Annotated in this window: 14 protein-coding genes; 5 read left to right on the top strand and 9 right to left on the bottom strand. The window is 62.0% G+C overall.

Translation table 11 applies throughout. The annotated features are described in order from the left end of the window. Nucleotides 1–10: 10 nt before the first annotated feature. Entirely contained in the window at nucleotides 11–583 is a 573-nt protein-coding gene (locus ACJJVH_RS13775) for a gamma-glutamylcyclotransferase (protein WP_112804103.1), read from the top strand. Nucleotides 584–618: 35 nt separating this feature from the next. On the opposite strand, the gene ACJJVH_RS13770 is transcribed toward ACJJVH_RS13775, so the two are convergent. The 4 genes from ACJJVH_RS13770 to ftsE form a co-directional block, all read right to left on the bottom strand. Next, nucleotides 619–1422 carry a lysophospholipid acyltransferase family protein gene (locus tag ACJJVH_RS13770; protein WP_112804102.1) on the bottom strand — a complete coding sequence of 268 codons (804 nt, stop codon included), beginning with the start codon at nucleotides 1420–1422 and terminating at the stop codon, nucleotides 619–621. A gap of 98 nt (nucleotides 1423–1520) precedes the next feature. After that, nucleotides 1521–2243: a YdcF family protein gene (locus tag ACJJVH_RS13765; protein WP_112804101.1), complete on the bottom strand. Its 723-nt coding sequence runs from the start codon at nucleotides 2241–2243 to the stop codon at nucleotides 1521–1523. Between the two features lie 69 nt (nucleotides 2244–2312). Further along, a complete protein-coding gene (locus tag ACJJVH_RS13760; RefSeq protein WP_412064157.1) occupies nucleotides 2313–3356 on the bottom strand; it encodes a cell division protein FtsX in 1044 nt (347 codons plus the stop codon). Next, nucleotides 3349–4008, bottom strand: coding sequence for a cell division ATP-binding protein FtsE (gene ftsE, locus ACJJVH_RS13755; RefSeq protein WP_112804100.1), 660 nt, complete (start codon nucleotides 4006–4008; stop codon nucleotides 3349–3351). The genes ACJJVH_RS13760 and ftsE overlap by 8 nt, the downstream gene beginning before the upstream one ends. Before the next feature lie 210 nt (nucleotides 4009–4218). Here ftsE and ACJJVH_RS13750 point away from each other — a divergent pair, with 210 nt between their 5' ends. From ACJJVH_RS13750 to ACJJVH_RS13740, 3 genes are all read left to right on the top strand, one after another. Further along, nucleotides 4219–4887: a hypothetical protein gene (locus tag ACJJVH_RS13750; protein ID WP_412064156.1), complete on the top strand. Its 669-nt coding sequence runs from the start codon at nucleotides 4219–4221 to the stop codon at nucleotides 4885–4887. A gap of 85 nt (nucleotides 4888–4972) precedes the next feature. Next, the gene (gene hpt, locus ACJJVH_RS13745) at nucleotides 4973–5518 is read left to right on the top strand and encodes a hypoxanthine phosphoribosyltransferase (protein ID WP_112804098.1); all 546 of its coding nucleotides are present in this window, start codon (nucleotides 4973–4975) and stop codon (nucleotides 5516–5518) included. Between the two features lie 224 nt (nucleotides 5519–5742). Next, nucleotides 5743–6102 (top strand): response regulator, encoded by a 360-nt coding sequence (locus ACJJVH_RS13740; protein WP_112804131.1) that lies wholly within the window; start codon nucleotides 5743–5745, stop codon nucleotides 6100–6102. A gap of 15 nt (nucleotides 6103–6117) precedes the next feature. Here the strand turns inward: ACJJVH_RS13740 and ACJJVH_RS13735 are convergent, their stop codons facing one another. From ACJJVH_RS13735 to argH, 4 genes are all read right to left on the bottom strand, one after another. After that, nucleotides 6118–8847, bottom strand: coding sequence for a TIGR02302 family protein (locus tag ACJJVH_RS13735; RefSeq protein WP_412064155.1), 2730 nt, complete (start codon nucleotides 8845–8847; stop codon nucleotides 6118–6120). 459 nt (nucleotides 8848–9306) lie between these two features. Then, nucleotides 9307–10578, bottom strand: coding sequence for a diaminopimelate decarboxylase (gene lysA / locus ACJJVH_RS13730; protein WP_412064154.1), 1272 nt, complete (start codon nucleotides 10576–10578; stop codon nucleotides 9307–9309). Nucleotides 10579–10591: 13 nt separating this feature from the next. Next, entirely contained in the window at nucleotides 10592–10786 is a 195-nt protein-coding gene (gene lptM, locus ACJJVH_RS13725) for an LPS translocon maturation chaperone LptM (protein WP_112804130.1), read from the bottom strand. A 207-nt stretch (nucleotides 10787–10993) separates the two neighbouring features. After that, a complete protein-coding gene (gene argH / locus ACJJVH_RS13720; protein WP_112804095.1) occupies nucleotides 10994–12394 on the bottom strand; it encodes an argininosuccinate lyase in 1401 nt (466 codons plus the stop codon). Nucleotides 12395–12417: 23 nt separating this feature from the next. Here argH and tlpA point away from each other — a divergent pair, with 23 nt between their 5' ends. Further along, the gene (gene tlpA / locus ACJJVH_RS13715; protein WP_112804094.1) at nucleotides 12418–13083 is read left to right on the top strand and encodes a thiol:disulfide interchange protein TlpA; all 666 of its coding nucleotides are present in this window, start codon (nucleotides 12418–12420) and stop codon (nucleotides 13081–13083) included. A 231-nt stretch (nucleotides 13084–13314) separates the two neighbouring features. Here tlpA and ACJJVH_RS13710 read toward each other — a convergent pair whose 3' ends face one another. Next, nucleotides 13315–14193, bottom strand: coding sequence for a 3-hydroxybutyryl-CoA dehydrogenase (locus ACJJVH_RS13710; RefSeq protein ID WP_112804093.1), 879 nt, complete (start codon nucleotides 14191–14193; stop codon nucleotides 13315–13317). Between the last annotated feature and the right edge of the window lie 99 nt (nucleotides 14194–14292).

Genomic DNA, 14292 nt, shown 5'->3' with positions numbered 1-14292 from the left:
TTGTTCTCCAATGGTTGGACTGAAGCTTCACAGTGATTTGGCGTTGGATATGGACGAATTTTGGGTGTTTGGCTACGGATCGCTGATGTGGAATCCGGGCTTTGGTTATGAGGAACGGGCCGAGGCCCTGATTTTCGGGTATCGCCGTTCGCTCTGCGTGCGTTCCTGGGTCCATCGCGGCACCGAAGAAAGCCCAGGTCTCGTCCTCGGCCTCGATCGCGGCGGCTCCTGCCGCGGCATGGCCTTTCGCGTGCCGACCGCCGCCTGGGACGAAGTGCTTGCCTATCTGCGCGAGCGCGAGCTCGTCACCAACGTCTATCTGGAAAAGACGCTGCAGATCAGGCTTGCCGACGGACGGCGCGTGACCGCCGTTACCTATGTCGTCGACCGCAGCCATCGGCAATATGCCGGCGCGCTGGATGCGCTCGAGGCGGCCCATGTGGTGGAGTCGGCGAGCGGACGCTCCGGCCCGAACGATGCCTATGTCTTCAACACGCTGACGCATTTGCGCGACATGGGCATCCGCGATCACTGGCTGGAGGAGGTCGCCGGCGAAGTGGAGCGGATGCGAAAGGCGTCCTGAATCCTGTTCAGCGCATCGGGCGCTGCCGTGCGGGCTCAAACCACGGCTGTGACCGGCTTCGCCTTGCCGATTTCGGCCAGCCGCCGGGCCGCCGTCGGAGGAACGGGCAGATGCGGGTTTTCGGCGATCGTCTCGACCAGAAGCTCGTCGCTGGCCTTTTCCGTTTCCTCGATCAGGCGCGCGAAGAAGGCATCGGGATCCATGCCGGGCTCGATCGGCGGCAGGATTCGCACCTTGATATGGCCGGGATATTTGCGGAAGGTGCGGCGCGGCCAGAAGAGGCCGGGATGCATGGCGACCGAGACGACGGGAATTCCGAGGTCGCGATACATGCGGGCAATGCCGTATTTGTAGACGGGTTCCGCTCCCGGCGGCCGGCGCGTGCCCTCGGGGTAGATGATGAGCTGGCGGCCTGTGGAGAGCTCTTCGCGGGTGCGCTTCAGGACGTCGAACATGACCTTGCCGCGCGCGCTGCGATCCACCGGGATCATGCGCTGCTTCTTCGCATACCAGCCGAACAGCGGAATCCACAAAAGCTCGCGCTTCAGGATATAGACCGGATCGTCGAGATAGGGCAGCAGCGCGAACGTATCCCAGAAGGATTGATGCTTGGGCGCGAAGATGAAGCTGCCTTTCGGGATATTCTCCAGCCCCTCGATCTCAAAGGTGGTGCCGACGATCTTTGCCATCAGCCATGTGCTGGACTTCGCCCATGCCTTGGGGATCGCGTAGGCGGCCTTGCGCGGCATCAGGAAATAGATCGGCGTCAACACGATCATGCGAATGATCAGATTGGCATAGAAGGCTGTATTGAACAGGATCGAACGCAAGATAATCATCGAGGCTTTCCCAACGCACCGGCTTGCGCCGGCATCCGAAGGTTTGCCTACACGATTATACCGTCAATAAAAAGTCGGTGCGTGCGTGGTTTCGCGTCTTACTCGTCTTCATCGGTCGGTTGCCGAGAGCGCAGGCCCGTCGGTCGTCCAAGGCCCGTGATATTGCGGGCCCCGGCGAGCAGGACCTTGGCATATTCGTAGATCATCGTGCGCAGCGCATTCGGATCCGTGAACCAGTTCTTGGTCTTCAGGTCGGAGTTGACGACCGGATAAGGAATGAAATCGGTCGACGGATCGACATATTTCAGTTCCGCGAGGCTGCGCGGCATGTGGTAGTTGTTCGTTACCACCAGAACGCTCTTGTAGCCCCGGGCATGAATCCACTTCGCCGCCTCGCGGGCATTGCCGATGGTGTCGAGCGCGTCATAGCCGACATCCACGCAGCAGTTGAACAGATTGGCGGGGCTTTGCGTCAGCTTGCGGATCTGCGACGGCGTCGTGGTCGGATGCACGCCCGAGATCAGCAGGCGGTTGCCCGCGCCGGTGCGCAGCAACTCGACGGCCTGATCGATCCGCTGATAGCCGCCCGTCAGCACCACGATGGCATCGGCCTTCGGGTCCGGCGGCGGTTTCAAGGTGGTGATCGAATCGGCAAAATGCAGGAAGCCGCCGAAAATGATGGCGACGAAGATGATGAACCCGAAGCCGCCCCAGCGCAGGAAACGCCGGAAGAGGCTGCGTCGCACAGGTCCGTCGCCGCGGGTTCGCACCCGCAGCGCCTGCGAACTCACGGTCTTGCGAGTCGTCAGATCCATGCTCATGATTCGGTACTATACGACAATTGCGGCAAGGAACGGGCTGGCGAACGGTAAAAAAACATCGCCACGGCATCAACTTGGGACACTGTCCGTCCTTCCGGGGTCGGAGCGGATCAGATCGATCTCGTAAATCGTGCGCATCACGGTGAAGCGCGCCGTGAGAGTGGTCAGCAGCGCGATGATGATCATGGTGGCGAGGATGCCGAGGTAGCCGAGCGCGCCGACGGAGAAGGTTCCGAAAAGCGCCGTTGCCTGATCGGTCTGCGGCGTGGCGATCGTGTGGCTTTGCAGGAGGCCGGCGGTGGCGAAGAACAGGGCGGCCAGCGCGCTGCCGGCCGCCGATCCCTTGAGGCTGATCTTCAGGAAATGCTTCTGGAATTCATTGGCGACGAAGGTGCTTTCGGCGCCGACGAAATGCAATACCTCGACGATGTGGCGATTGCCCGAGAGCGCGCCGCGCGTGGCGAAGACCACGGTCAGGACCATGGCGGTGAAGACCAGCAGCAGGACGCCGGTGCCGATCAGAACGGTCGTATGCGCCATGGAGACGAGGCGGTCGACCCAGGTGCGGTGGTCGTCCAGCGTCGCCTGCGGGATCTGCGCCTTGAGCAGGCTGCGCATGGCCTCGAAGTCAGGCGGATGCGTTTCGTCGATGGTGATGATGACGAGGCGGGGAACGGGCAGTTCCTTGATATCGAGGCCGGCGCCGAGCCACGGCTCGAGCAGGCGCGCGGTGGCGGCCTCGTCGACGATCTGGCCGGACTTGGTGCCGACGAAGCTGAGCGCGATATCGCGGGCGCTGGCAAGCGTCTTTTCCATGTCGAGGTTATCGTCCGGCTTGACCTGGATGGTGATCTCGCGGGAAATCTGGCTTTCCCAGCTCGCAGCCGTTGCCCGCACCATGCTGACCGCGCCAAGCGTCAGGCAGGCGAGAAAGGCCATGATGGCGATGACGACGATCAGCGCATTGCCCTGAATATTGGAGGAGGGCACGATCGGGCCGGTCGGCCGCACGCGCATTTCCGGCCGCTTGCGCTCCGCCGGCGTTGCGGGCGCTTGTCTTGCCTGCGGAGCCCTGGGGCTCGGGTTGGTTCTGCGGGGGCCGGGCTCAGTCATAGATTTCGAGATGCCCCCCGGATAGGATCATGCGCCTGGCTTCGATCTGGTCCATCAGGCCGAGATCGTGCGTGGCGATGACGACCGCGGTGCCGAGCCGGTTGAGCTCCAGAAACAGGTTGAGCAGGCGACGCGCCATCGGCGGGTCGACATTGCCCGTCGGCTCGTCGGCGAGCAGGATTTCCGGGCGGTCGATGAGGGCGCGCGCAATGGCGGCACGCTGCTTTTCGCCGCCCGAGAGAACCGGCGGCAGCACATTGATGCGCTCGCCGAGGCCGACCCATTTCAACAGCTCCAATACGTCGGTGCGATAGGAGCTTTCGTCCTTGCCGCGCACGCGCAGGGGGAGGGCGACGTTTTCGTAGGTCGTAAGATGCTCGAGCAGCCGGAAATCCTGGAAGACGATGCCAACGCGGCGGCGCAGCAGCGGCAGCTCGTTGCGCGGGATCGACGAAATCTCCCGGTCGAACATGCGGATCAGCCCACGGGTCGGCTGCAGCGACATGAAGAGCAGCCGCAGCAGCGTCGTCTTGCCGGCGCCGGAAGGGCCGGTCAGGAACTGGAACGACTTCCTCGGTATGTCGAAGCTCAGGTCGCGGAGGATTTCCGGACCCATGCCGTAGCGCAAACCGACGTTCTCAAAGTGAATCAACGGGCAGTCCAGTCTTCCGCAGTGTTCAATCAGGCGACTTGTTAACCAATGGCGTTAACAGCCGGTAAATTTTTCTGGAAAGGCGCCCCATTCATGGCGATCTTTGCGAAGCATTAACCATTAAAATTTACGACTGGGCAGGATTCGTTTCAATGCCCAGATTGGCAACGGGCGTCGAAACCATGTGGATCACCGCAAAGGAAGGTCGTCATGGGCGCTTTTCGCCACCGTCAACAGCAGGCGGGACTGGTTTATGACCTTATTCCGCCCGAACGCGGGTCGGGTGTGGGCCAGACGCATCGTTTCGTGCCACCGAAGCCCGATATCGTCGATGCCGAATTCGTGACCGTCTCCGGCCCGCGCGGAAGAGCCGCATCCGCTGTCAACATGCGCTATGGCGGACGCTCCCCATCGCGGCCGCAGCCGGTAACGCGCAAGACGGCCGTCTCGCGGATGCTGTCCGTTCTGCGCTGCATCGAAGACGTTTTGCAGCAGGCGTCGCGGCGCAGTTTCGTGGCGCTCATCGTCGCGCTTGCGATATTGATCTTCGGCATTTCCGGCGGGTTTTCCGGCTTCTCCCGCGCGCCGGCCGAGGCGGCGGACGAACCGCTGCAATTCTCTCATGTGACGCTGACGCCGCGTGACGAGAACGGCCTGCGCGTGTTGAAGCTGAACGGCATCATCGAAAACGACAGCGGCGCCACGCTTTCCATTCCGCAGGTGCGGGCCGATCTCTTCGCCGGCGATCAGCTGGTGAGGAGCGTCATCGTGGACACGCCGATCGACCGCCTCGGGCCGCACGAAAGCCGCGGATTCTCGACGCGATTGCAGCATCCCGGTGGAAAAACGCCGGATGTTCGGCTTTCCTTCATGCCTTAGGGGGTGTGTCGGGCCTGTTGATTGTGCTACGGGCTAAGGCTTGATCGGCGGCCATGGGCCGCGCAGCCATGGAGCATACCAATCAATGCCTGTCGTACGCGGGAAGAATATCGAGCCGCTTTTCACTGCCGAGCAGATTGCCGAGCGCAATCAGGCCCTGGCGAAGGAAATCGCCAAGGGGCCGACGAAAGATCTCCTCGTCATCGCAGTTCTCAAGGGCTCGTTCATTTTCGCGGCGGACCTGTTGCGCGCGCTGCATGAGACCGGGCTCGCGCCCGAGGTCGAATTCATCACTCTTTCCAGCTACGGCGCCGGCACGGTTTCCCAGGGCGTTCGCATCGTCAAGGACATCGACAGCGACGTGAAGGATCGCGATGTCCTGCTGATCGACGATATCCTGGAATCGGGCCGCACGCTTCGTTTCGCCAAGGAACTGCTCTATGAGCGCGGCGCCCGCAACGTTACGCTGGCCGTGCTGCTGGACAAGAGCGTCAAGCGCCAGGAAGAGCTGGAAGCCGATTACGTCGGTTTCGAATGCCCCGATTATTTCGTCGTCGGCTATGGCATGGATGTCGCCTACGCCTTCCGCGAACTGCCGTTCGTCGGCGTCGTTACGGGTGACGCTGTCTAAAGTCGTTCCGCGCCTCGCGGAACCGCCGGCTGCTCCATTCGTTTGTTTCTCGCGATTCAGGTTAATCCCGGTTCTTGCAGGCGGTGTGCCCGCCTGTTCCATTTTGCTTCAACGATGACGACTCGTTAACCACGGAGCCTAATCGCCTGTCCGCCGTTTACCTATCGCAAACGGAATTCTGGTGATTTCGGTCGCGGAACATGACGGACCACGGAGCAAGGACCATGGCAAAAATTCTGATCACGGAAGACGAAGATTCCCTTCGCACCTTCGTCGCCCGCGCGCTACGCCTGGACGGTCACGAGACCGAGGAGGCGGCTGACGGCGCGGAAGGCCTGGAGAAGCTGAAGCTGGGCGGCTACGACCTCCTGCTGTCGGATATCCGCATGCCGGTGATGGACGGCATCGAGCTTGCCCATCAGGCGCATTCGACCTGCCCGGGAATGAAGATCCTGCTGATGACCGGCTATGCGGAGCAGCGCGAGCGCGCCGACGACCTGATGGAAAAGATCGTAGACGTCGTCGCCAAGCCCTTCGCATTGCCTGAAATCCGCAAGGCCGTCGCCCGCGCGCTGGCGGCCTGAGCCGTTGCATCCGGTTTATTGCGCCAGATTCAGCAGGCGCTCCAGATAACGTCGTTCTTCATTGAATGTAGGATTGTTGCTCAGCCGTTCGCGAATGGCGTCTAGAATTTCGCGGGCGCGCTGGGCCTTGATGATATCCGGAACCATATTGTTATCGGGATTATCCCCGAAACTACTGTCATTGCGCCCCCGGCCGAGCGGATCGCGCCCATTCTGGCCTCCCTGGCCCATCTGTCCCGGCATTTGCCCCTGACCCTGGCCTTGACCCTGCTGCATCTGGGCCATGAGCTGGTTCATCATCTCGCGGGTGCCCTTGCGCAGGGCGTCCAGCGCACGTCCCTGTCCCTGCACGGCGCCTTCGCCGTTGCCCTCGGCAAGCTGGCCTGAGGCGCCCTTCATCTCCTGCTGTGCCTTGCCGTAATTCTGGTTCGGCTTCATACCCAGCGAGCCCAGGTTCTTCTGGAGTTCGCCGAGCTGTTTGCCTAGATCGTCCTGCTGTTGACGCAGTTGCTTCAGCGCATCGCGCAGCTGATCGGCGGTCATGCCGTTTGTCGGATCGTTGCCCTTCTGGTCCTGCTGCTTATCCTGTTGGCCCTGATTCCGCTGGCCCATATCCGGCCGCATGGGGTCGTTCAGGCCAGGCAGCGGCTGATCCATCAGGCCATCGCCATCCTCGTTGGGATCGCCGCGCTGCATGCGGTCGCGCATGGCCTGATCGAACTTGAAGGTCTGGTCCATCAGCTTCTGCTGATCGCGCATGATGCGGCCGAGCTTGTCCATCTGCTCGCGCATCTTGTCATTCGCCGCCTGGTTCTGCTGCTGTCCGGGCTGCGGCTTGCCGGCCTGAAGGCTGTTCATCAGCTGCTGCAGCTCGGAAAGCATCTGCTGCGCGGCCTGACGATTGCCGGAGCGGGCGAGATTTTCGATCTGGTCCATCATGCGCTGCAGGTCCTGCTGGCGCAGGATGTTGGCGGAGCGCTGGTTGGGCTGGGCCGGCATGTTGCGCATGCGTTCGGCCAGCTCCTTCATATAGGCATTCATCGCTTTGCGCAGCTCGTCCGTCAGCTTTTTGATCTCGGCGTCGGACGCGTTGCGCTGCAATGCGTCGGAAAGCTTCTGCTGGGCGTCGCGCAGGGCCTTTTCCGCATCCGTCAGCTGTGCATCTTCCATGCCGAGCGCGATCTGCCAGAGATAATCGGCCGTATCCTTCAACGCCGTATCGCCGCTTGCGAGTTTCATGCGCGTCAAGGCGGACTTTATCGCCAGAAAGTTTCCGAGGTCGGGTATCGTCTCTTCAGGCCGGATGGTCAGCGACTTGTTCAGCTCGATCGCCTCCGGCATCTTGCGGGTATCGAGTGCGAAGACCTGACGTTCTTCCGCAACGGCGGCGGCGAGCGGCTGGCTGAAATTGCGCGAAGGCAGCACCATCTCATAGGGCGCGCTGCGGCCGGTCTGGCCTGCGCCATCCTTCGCGACGAGAGTGATGCGAACACGCTTGCCGGCAAGCGGATCCTGCGTCAGATCGTGGCTTGCCAGACCCTTGCCGTTGCGGCGATCACGGCGCGGAATTTCCAGCTTGTATTCGGGCAGGCCATAGAGCGGCTTTGCGGCGGAATCGGATTCGACCGGCACGATTTCGGCATATGCCTCCTCGACGCCATAATCATCCTTGACCCGGAAACCGAGTTCGAGCGCACCGCTGGTCGTCGCGTGCGGAATGCCGTCGAAGGTAATCTCCGGCGGCTTGTCGACCACGACGTTGAAGGACCATGAACGGCCGTTGACGGTCAGTTCGCCGCCCTTGTCGAGCTTGAGGACGTGGGTGCGGGCGACCATTCCATCGGCAGCCGGCGTGGTCCCGCCAGCATTTGCAGCCGGTGCGGCCGTGGGGGGGGCAGCCGGGTTTGCGCCGGCGGGGCCCAGCTTGTCGGCATCGGCAGCCTGCTCGGGAATTGCAACGCCCTTGTCGCTGCCGGTCGCCTGGAACAACACTTTCTCGTCCGTCGAAGCACCCGAGACGCGCACCGTCAGCTCGGAGAACTGGGGTACGTTGAGATTGTCGCCGGCTTTGGCAACGTTGCCGGTCAGATAGATCGGCGCTTCGCTGGTATAATAGGGCGGCGTCACCCAGGCGTCGACGCGGACATCCGGATTGCTCGAAGTGGATGTTGGCGCGGTGAACGCGTCGCTTAGCGAGCCGCCGCCGTTCGACATGGAGAAGCTGAAGGCCGTCACCAGCAGCAATGCCGGGATGGCGCGCAGCGCGAAGCGGTCGTAACGCGCGATATCCGGCCTGGGCAGCCCGGCATCCAGCGCGGCAATGCGCTCCGCCATGCGCGTCTGATGTTCGCGCCAGAGCGCACGGGCAAAAGGCGTGTCGAGCGCCGGCTCGTCTTCCTGCACCGTGACAGGTTGATGCGCTAGGCCGTTTCGCTCCTCCAGCAGCCGGTCGGCCTCGCCGATGCCCGGCCAGCGCAGGCGACGCAGCGGATAGAGCGAAACGATGAAACCGGCGGCGAAGGCGGCAAGCATCGCGAAGCGGAGAATATCCGGCGCAACGCGGAAAATCCCGAACCAGGCAGCAGACAGGAACAGCGCAAGAATGGAGGCCGGCAGCAGTATCCGCGGCAGGAGCTGCTCCAAGACCAGCACGATCCGGGCAAAGAAGCGCTTGACCGCAACCATGCGCGCCAACGCCGGACGGGTGGCGAAAGCGCCCTTCTTGGGGTTGCTGGGGCTGGTCATCGGTCCGGTCTTCTCCCGATCTGACGTTGATGGCTAGAGCAATTCCAGGAAAACTGCGCAGCGGTTTTCCGTTCGGAACTGCGTAATAACAAAAGGCTCGAGCGTCTTCGCGATTCGAAGAAAAGCGCAAACGCTCTGGAGCATGATGCCGAAAAGTGCAGGCGGTTTTCGGACGGCATCATGCTCTACTTCTTTGATTCTAGAGCGGATTCAGATTTCGGATCGGTTCGATCTAAAATCATCCGGCTCCGGCGGCCCATTGGGGATGGCGCAGCGTCCCACACGCCTGCGCTCGGCGCCCGGCGAGACGCCACTCGATCAAAGATAACATTCTTTATGGCGAAGACGAGGGCAACCGGCATGAAAGGCCGTTTTTTCACCGGACTTCGCCGAAACGTGATCCATCGGACAGGGCGGATTTTCCGTCCATCCTGTCTCAAACTCATCGCTGAAAACGGCTTATCCCTCAAGCCAGGCCGGAACCGAGTCCAGCGCGATCAGCTGTTCATAAGTTCCGCGCGGGCGGATGACATGGAACTCGTTGCCCTTGACCAGCACTTCCGGAACCAGAAGCCGGCTGTTGTAGGTGCCGGCCTGCACGGCGCCATAGGCGCCGGCGGAGCCGACGGCAAGGAGATCGCCCGGCTTCGGCATCGCCATCTCGCGGTCGAGCGCCAGGTAATCGCCCGTTTCGCAGACCGGGCCGACGACGTCGGCCTTGATGCGCGCGGTGTTGGCATCGGCGAGCGCAACCGGTCGGATCTCGTGATAGGCCTCGTAAAGCGTCGGGCGGATCAGATCGTTCATGGCGCCGTCGACGATGACGAAGCTCTTGTTGCCGCCATCCTTCACATAGATGACTTCCGTCACCAGAATGCCGGCATTGCCGACGATCAGGCGGCCGGGCTCGGTGACGATCCTGCAGTTGAGGCCGCGCAGCTGGTTCTTGACGATCTGTGCATAGGCGTCCGGCAGCGGCGGCGGATTGTTGTCGTCGCGGTAGGGGATGCCGAGACCGCCGCCGATATCGACGTGATGAATGTCGTGGCCGTCGCCGCGCAGCGTCTCCACGAGATCGCGCAGCAGCTTGAAGGCATCGTCGAACGGCTGCAGCTCGGTGATCTGGCTGCCGATATGCATGTCGATGCCGGTGACCTCGATGCCCGGCAGGCTGGCGGCGCGGTCGTAGACGGCGCGCGCGCGCTCCCAGGAAATGCCGAACTTGTTTTCCTTCTTGCCGGTCGAGATCTTCGCATGCGTGCGGGCATCGACGTCCGGATTGATGCGGAAGGAAACGGGCGCCACCTTGCCGGCGCGGATGGCGCGCTGGTTCAGTACTTCCAGTTCCGGCTCGGATTCGACGTTGAAGCAGTAGATGCCGGCTTCCAGCGCCACGTCCATTTCCTGTGCCGTCTTGCCGACGCCGGAGAACATGATGCGGTTTGCGGGAATGCCGGCTGCCAGTGCGCGGCTGAGCTCGCCTACGGAAACGACGTCGACGCCGGCGCCGAGCCGGCCGAGCGTTTTCAGCACCGCCTGGTTGGAGTTGGCCTTCATGGCATAGCAGACCATGGCATCGACATCGCCGAAGGCTTCCGCGAAGACGCGGTAGTGGCGCTCAAGCGTTGCCGTCGAATAGACGTAGAAAGGCGTGCCGACCGCCTTGGCGATCTCGGGAACCGGAACATCCTCGGCGTAAAGGATGCCGTCGCGATACTGAAAATGGTTCACGGCGAATGCCTAATTAGAGAAGCGGATCGAGGAAGAACTTCTTGTCTTCGGTGCCCGGCTGCTTGGTCGGCTTGCTGACGTCGCCGCCCTTGGTCGCCGATGCGCTCGGCGGATCGAGATCGCCTTTGCGGCCACATCCGACGACGGCAAGGCCGACGACCGAAAGCACGACGGTCAGGCGGACGATATGCGGCATGTTGATCTGCATCGAAATCCTCTTGGGCGACTGGAGCATGATGACGAAAAGTGCGAGCGGTTTGCGGACGGCATCATGCCCGACTTCTTTGATTTTGGAACCGGATGATTTCAGGTCGAAACGACCTGAAATCATCCGGTTCCAGCGCGAAAGTCACTCTTCTTAGCGAAGTTTCCCGCGCTTGTGCACCCCGATTGTTTGAGTGCGTTTCGTGTCGTCTCAGTTGCGGCCGCGCCAGAAGGCGATCTGCTTGCGCACCTCGGACGGCGCCGTGCCGCCGAAGCTCTTGCGACTGGCGACCGAGGCTTCGACCGTCAGCACGTCGAAGATCTTTTCGGTGATGGCAGGGTGGATCCCCTGCAGGTCTTCCAGCGATAGCTCCGCCAGTTCGCAGGATTTGCTTTCGGCAAGCGCCACGGCACGCCCCGTTACGTGATGGGCATCGCGGAACGGCAGTCCCGCCTCGCGCACCAGCCAGTCGGCAAGATCGGTGGCGGTGGAGTAGCCGGAGCCGGCAGCGGCCTTCATGCGGGCGGTGTTGATCGTCATGTCGCGCATCATGCCGGTCATGGCGGCAATCGCCAGTTCCAGGCTTTCGGCGGCATCGAACACCTGTTCCTTGTCTTCCTGCATGTCCTTGGAATAGGCGAGCGGCAGGCCCTTCATGATGGTCAGCAGCGCCACCAGCGAGCCGTTGATGCGGCCGGTCTTGGCGCGAACGAGCTCGGCGGCATCCGGGTTCTTCTTCTGCGGCATGATGGAGGAGCCGGTGGAGAAGGAGTCCGAAAGGCGCACGAAGCCGAATTGCGGCGTCGACCAGATGACGATTTCCTCGGCCAGCCGCGACAGATGCATGCCTGATATGGCGGCAATCGACAGGAATTCGAGCGCGAAATCGCGGTCGGAGACGGTGTCGATCGAATTGCGGGTCGGCTCGCGGAAGCCGAGTGCGGTGGCCGTCATGTGGCGGTCGATCGGGAACCCGGTGCCGGCAAGAGCTGCCGCGCCGATCGGCGATTCGTCCATATGTTCGATGGCGTGGCGCACGCGCGAACGGTCGCGGCCGAACATCTCGACATAGGCCATGCAATGATGGCCGAAGGTGACGGGCTGCGCGGTTTGCAGATGCGTGAAGCCCGGCATGACGGTTTCGGCATGTTCTTCGGCACGGTCGAGGAAGGCGGCAATCAGCCCGGTCAGCGCCTGTTCGCACTTCTGCAGCTCTTCCTTCACCCAGAGGCGGAAATCGAGCGCCACCTGGTCGTTGCGCGAGCGGGCGGTGTGCAGGCGTCCGGCAGCCGGGCCGATCAAGGTCGCAAGCCGTGCCTCGATGTTCATGTGAATGTCTTCGAGACGGCGGGAGAACTCGAAATTGCCGCTCTCGATCTCTGACAGGATCGTGTTCAGGCCGTGAACGATCTTGTCTTTATCCTCGGTTGAAATGATGCCTTGATGGGCGAGCATGCTTGCATGCGCGATTGAGCCGCGGATATCCTGTGCAAACAGCTTCTTGTCGAAACCGATCGAGGCATTTATCTCCTCCATGATCGCCGCGGGGCCGGAAGCGAAACGCCCGCCCCACATCTGGTTGGAGGATTTGGTGTCCGTGCCGTCAGTCATGAGATGCCCACCTGGAGAATGTAATGACAGCAAAGAAGCCGTTCGGTCTGCCGTCCATGAAACTCGTTCTGCTCGCCGCCGTCGCTGGGGTCATTGCCGGCGCGGCAGCGGTATACGTGAAGGAGGCGGGGTATGGCAATGGCATTGGTGAAACGGCCTCCGCCGATCAATGCGGATCGGCCAAGGATCGCGCCGCGGCGCTGACCCCCTTCACCAAGGGCCAGGTTGCCGCCATGAGCCTGCCGCCGGCGCCGATTTCGCTGAAGGATGTCTCTTTCAAGGGTGCCGAGGGCCAGCCGTTGTCGATCGGCAATTTCGCCGGCAAGACCGTGCTGCTCAACGTCTGGGCGACGTGGTGCGTGCCGTGCCGCGAGGAAATGCCGGCGCTGAACGCGCTCGAAAAGAGCACCGGCAACGACAAGTTCGAGGTGGTCGCCATCAACATCGACACCGGCGACGAGGAAAAGCCGAAAGCCTTCCGTACGGAATATGCGATCGACAAGCTCGGCTATTACCGTGACAATACCATGGGCGTGTTCAACGTGCTGAAAAAGCAGGGCCTCGCCTTCGGCCTGCCCGTGACGCTGCTCATCGACGGCAAGGGTTGCCTGCTGTCAGCCATGAACGGCCCGGCCGCCTGGGACAGCGAGGACGCCAAGAACCTGGTGAAGGCGGCTGCGGGGATTTGAGCTGTCTCTTTGCTCGATCATCCGCCTCGCCCTTCGAGGGTCGCTACGCTCCCACCTCAGGGTAAGGGCTGACCTATTATGCTTGATGAAACTTCCGCCATTTTCAACACCATCCGTTCGGTCGGCGGATGGCTTTGTCCCGCCCTCATGGTGAGGTAAGCTGGCGCCAGAGCGTAGCGGCGGCGGTAGGGCCTCGAACCAGGAGGGTCGGCCCGGAGGCCACCGCAAAAATTACCGTGTCGGAACCGGCACTTCGCCGCGGTAGTCGTAGAAGCCGCGGCCGGATTTGCGGCCGAGCCAGCCGGCTTCGACATATTTCACCAGCAGCGGGCAGGGACGATATTTCGAATCGGCGAGGCCGTCGTGCAGGACCTGCATGATCGACAGGCAGGTATCCAGGCCGATGAAGTCGGCGAGTTGCAGGGGGCCCATCGGGTGGTTGGCGCCGAGGCGCATGGCGGTATCGATGGCATCGACGGTGCCGACGCCTTCATAGAGCGTGTAGATCGCCTCGTTGATCATCGGCAGCAGGATGCGGTTGACGATGAAGGCGGGGAAGTCCTCGGCGACGGTAATGGTCTTTTCCAGTGAGGAAACGTAGTCCTTGGCGGCGGAGAAAGTCGACTCTTCGGTGGCGATGCCGCGTACCAGCTCGACCAGCTTCATGACCGGGACCGGGTTCATGAAGTGGATGCCCATGAAGCGCTCGGGGCGATCGGTGGCGGAAGCGAGGCGGGTGATCGACAGCGAGGAGGTGTTGGTTGCGAGGATCGCTTCCGGCTTCAGCACCGGACACACCTGCGCATAGATCTTGCGCTTGACGCTTTCGTCTTCCGTGGCAGCCTCGATGGCGAGGTCGACCTGGGCGAGGTCGTTGAGGTCGGAGGAGCCGGTGATGCGCGCGAGAGCGCTCTTGCGCTCTTCATCCGTCATCTTGCCGGAGGACACCTGGCGGGCAAGATTGCCGTTGATGGTGGCAAGGCCGCTTTCGATGCGATCCTGCGCCAGATCGTAGATATGAACCTTGTAACCGGCCATCGCGGATACATGGGCTATGCCGCAGCCCATCTGGCCTGCGCCGATAATACCGATCGTCTTCAGCGAACTCATTGCCAACTCCCCGGCGCGCTCCTGGCGATGCGCTATGCTCTTAACCACAAATTTGCCGGGCCATTTCTAGCCCGGCAAAGATTGATAGACCTATAAGAG

It is taken from the genome of Rhizobium sp. SYY.PMSO, assembly GCF_046840415.1.
In the GTDB taxonomy this organism is placed as follows: Bacteria; Pseudomonadota; Alphaproteobacteria; order Rhizobiales; family Rhizobiaceae; genus Rhizobium.
Note: the sequence above shows the minus strand (reverse complement) of the source record. Positions and strands in the feature narration are given on the sequence as shown.

Coding starts and splice junctions, on each gene's coding strand:
- ACJJVH_RS13775 (WP_112804103.1), top strand. CDS start 11: ATGGTTGGACTGAAGCTTCACAGTGATTTGGCGTTGGATATGGACGAA.
- ACJJVH_RS13770 (WP_112804102.1), bottom strand. CDS start 1,422: ATGATTATCTTGCGTTCGATCCTGTTCAATACAGCCTTCTATGCCAAT.
- ACJJVH_RS13765 (WP_112804101.1), bottom strand. CDS start 2,243: ATGAGCATGGATCTGACGACTCGCAAGACCGTGAGTTCGCAGGCGCTG.
- ACJJVH_RS13760 (WP_412064157.1), bottom strand. CDS start 3,356: ATGACTGAGCCCGGCCCCCGCAGAACCAACCCGAGCCCCAGGGCTCCG.
- ACJJVH_RS13750 (WP_412064156.1), top strand. CDS start 4,219: ATGGGCGCTTTTCGCCACCGTCAACAGCAGGCGGGACTGGTTTATGAC.
- hpt (WP_112804098.1), top strand. CDS start 4,973: ATGCCTGTCGTACGCGGGAAGAATATCGAGCCGCTTTTCACTGCCGAG.
- ACJJVH_RS13740 (WP_112804131.1), top strand. CDS start 5,743: ATGGCAAAAATTCTGATCACGGAAGACGAAGATTCCCTTCGCACCTTC.
- ACJJVH_RS13735 (WP_412064155.1), bottom strand. CDS start 8,847: ATGACCAGCCCCAGCAACCCCAAGAAGGGCGCTTTCGCCACCCGTCCG.
- lptM (WP_112804130.1), bottom strand. CDS start 10,786: ATGCAGATCAACATGCCGCATATCGTCCGCCTGACCGTCGTGCTTTCG.
- argH (WP_112804095.1), bottom strand. CDS start 12,394: ATGACTGACGGCACGGACACCAAATCCTCCAACCAGATGTGGGGCGGG.
- tlpA (WP_112804094.1), top strand. CDS start 12,418: ATGACAGCAAAGAAGCCGTTCGGTCTGCCGTCCATGAAACTCGTTCTG.
- ACJJVH_RS13710 (WP_112804093.1), bottom strand. CDS start 14,193: ATGAGTTCGCTGAAGACGATCGGTATTATCGGCGCAGGCCAGATGGGC.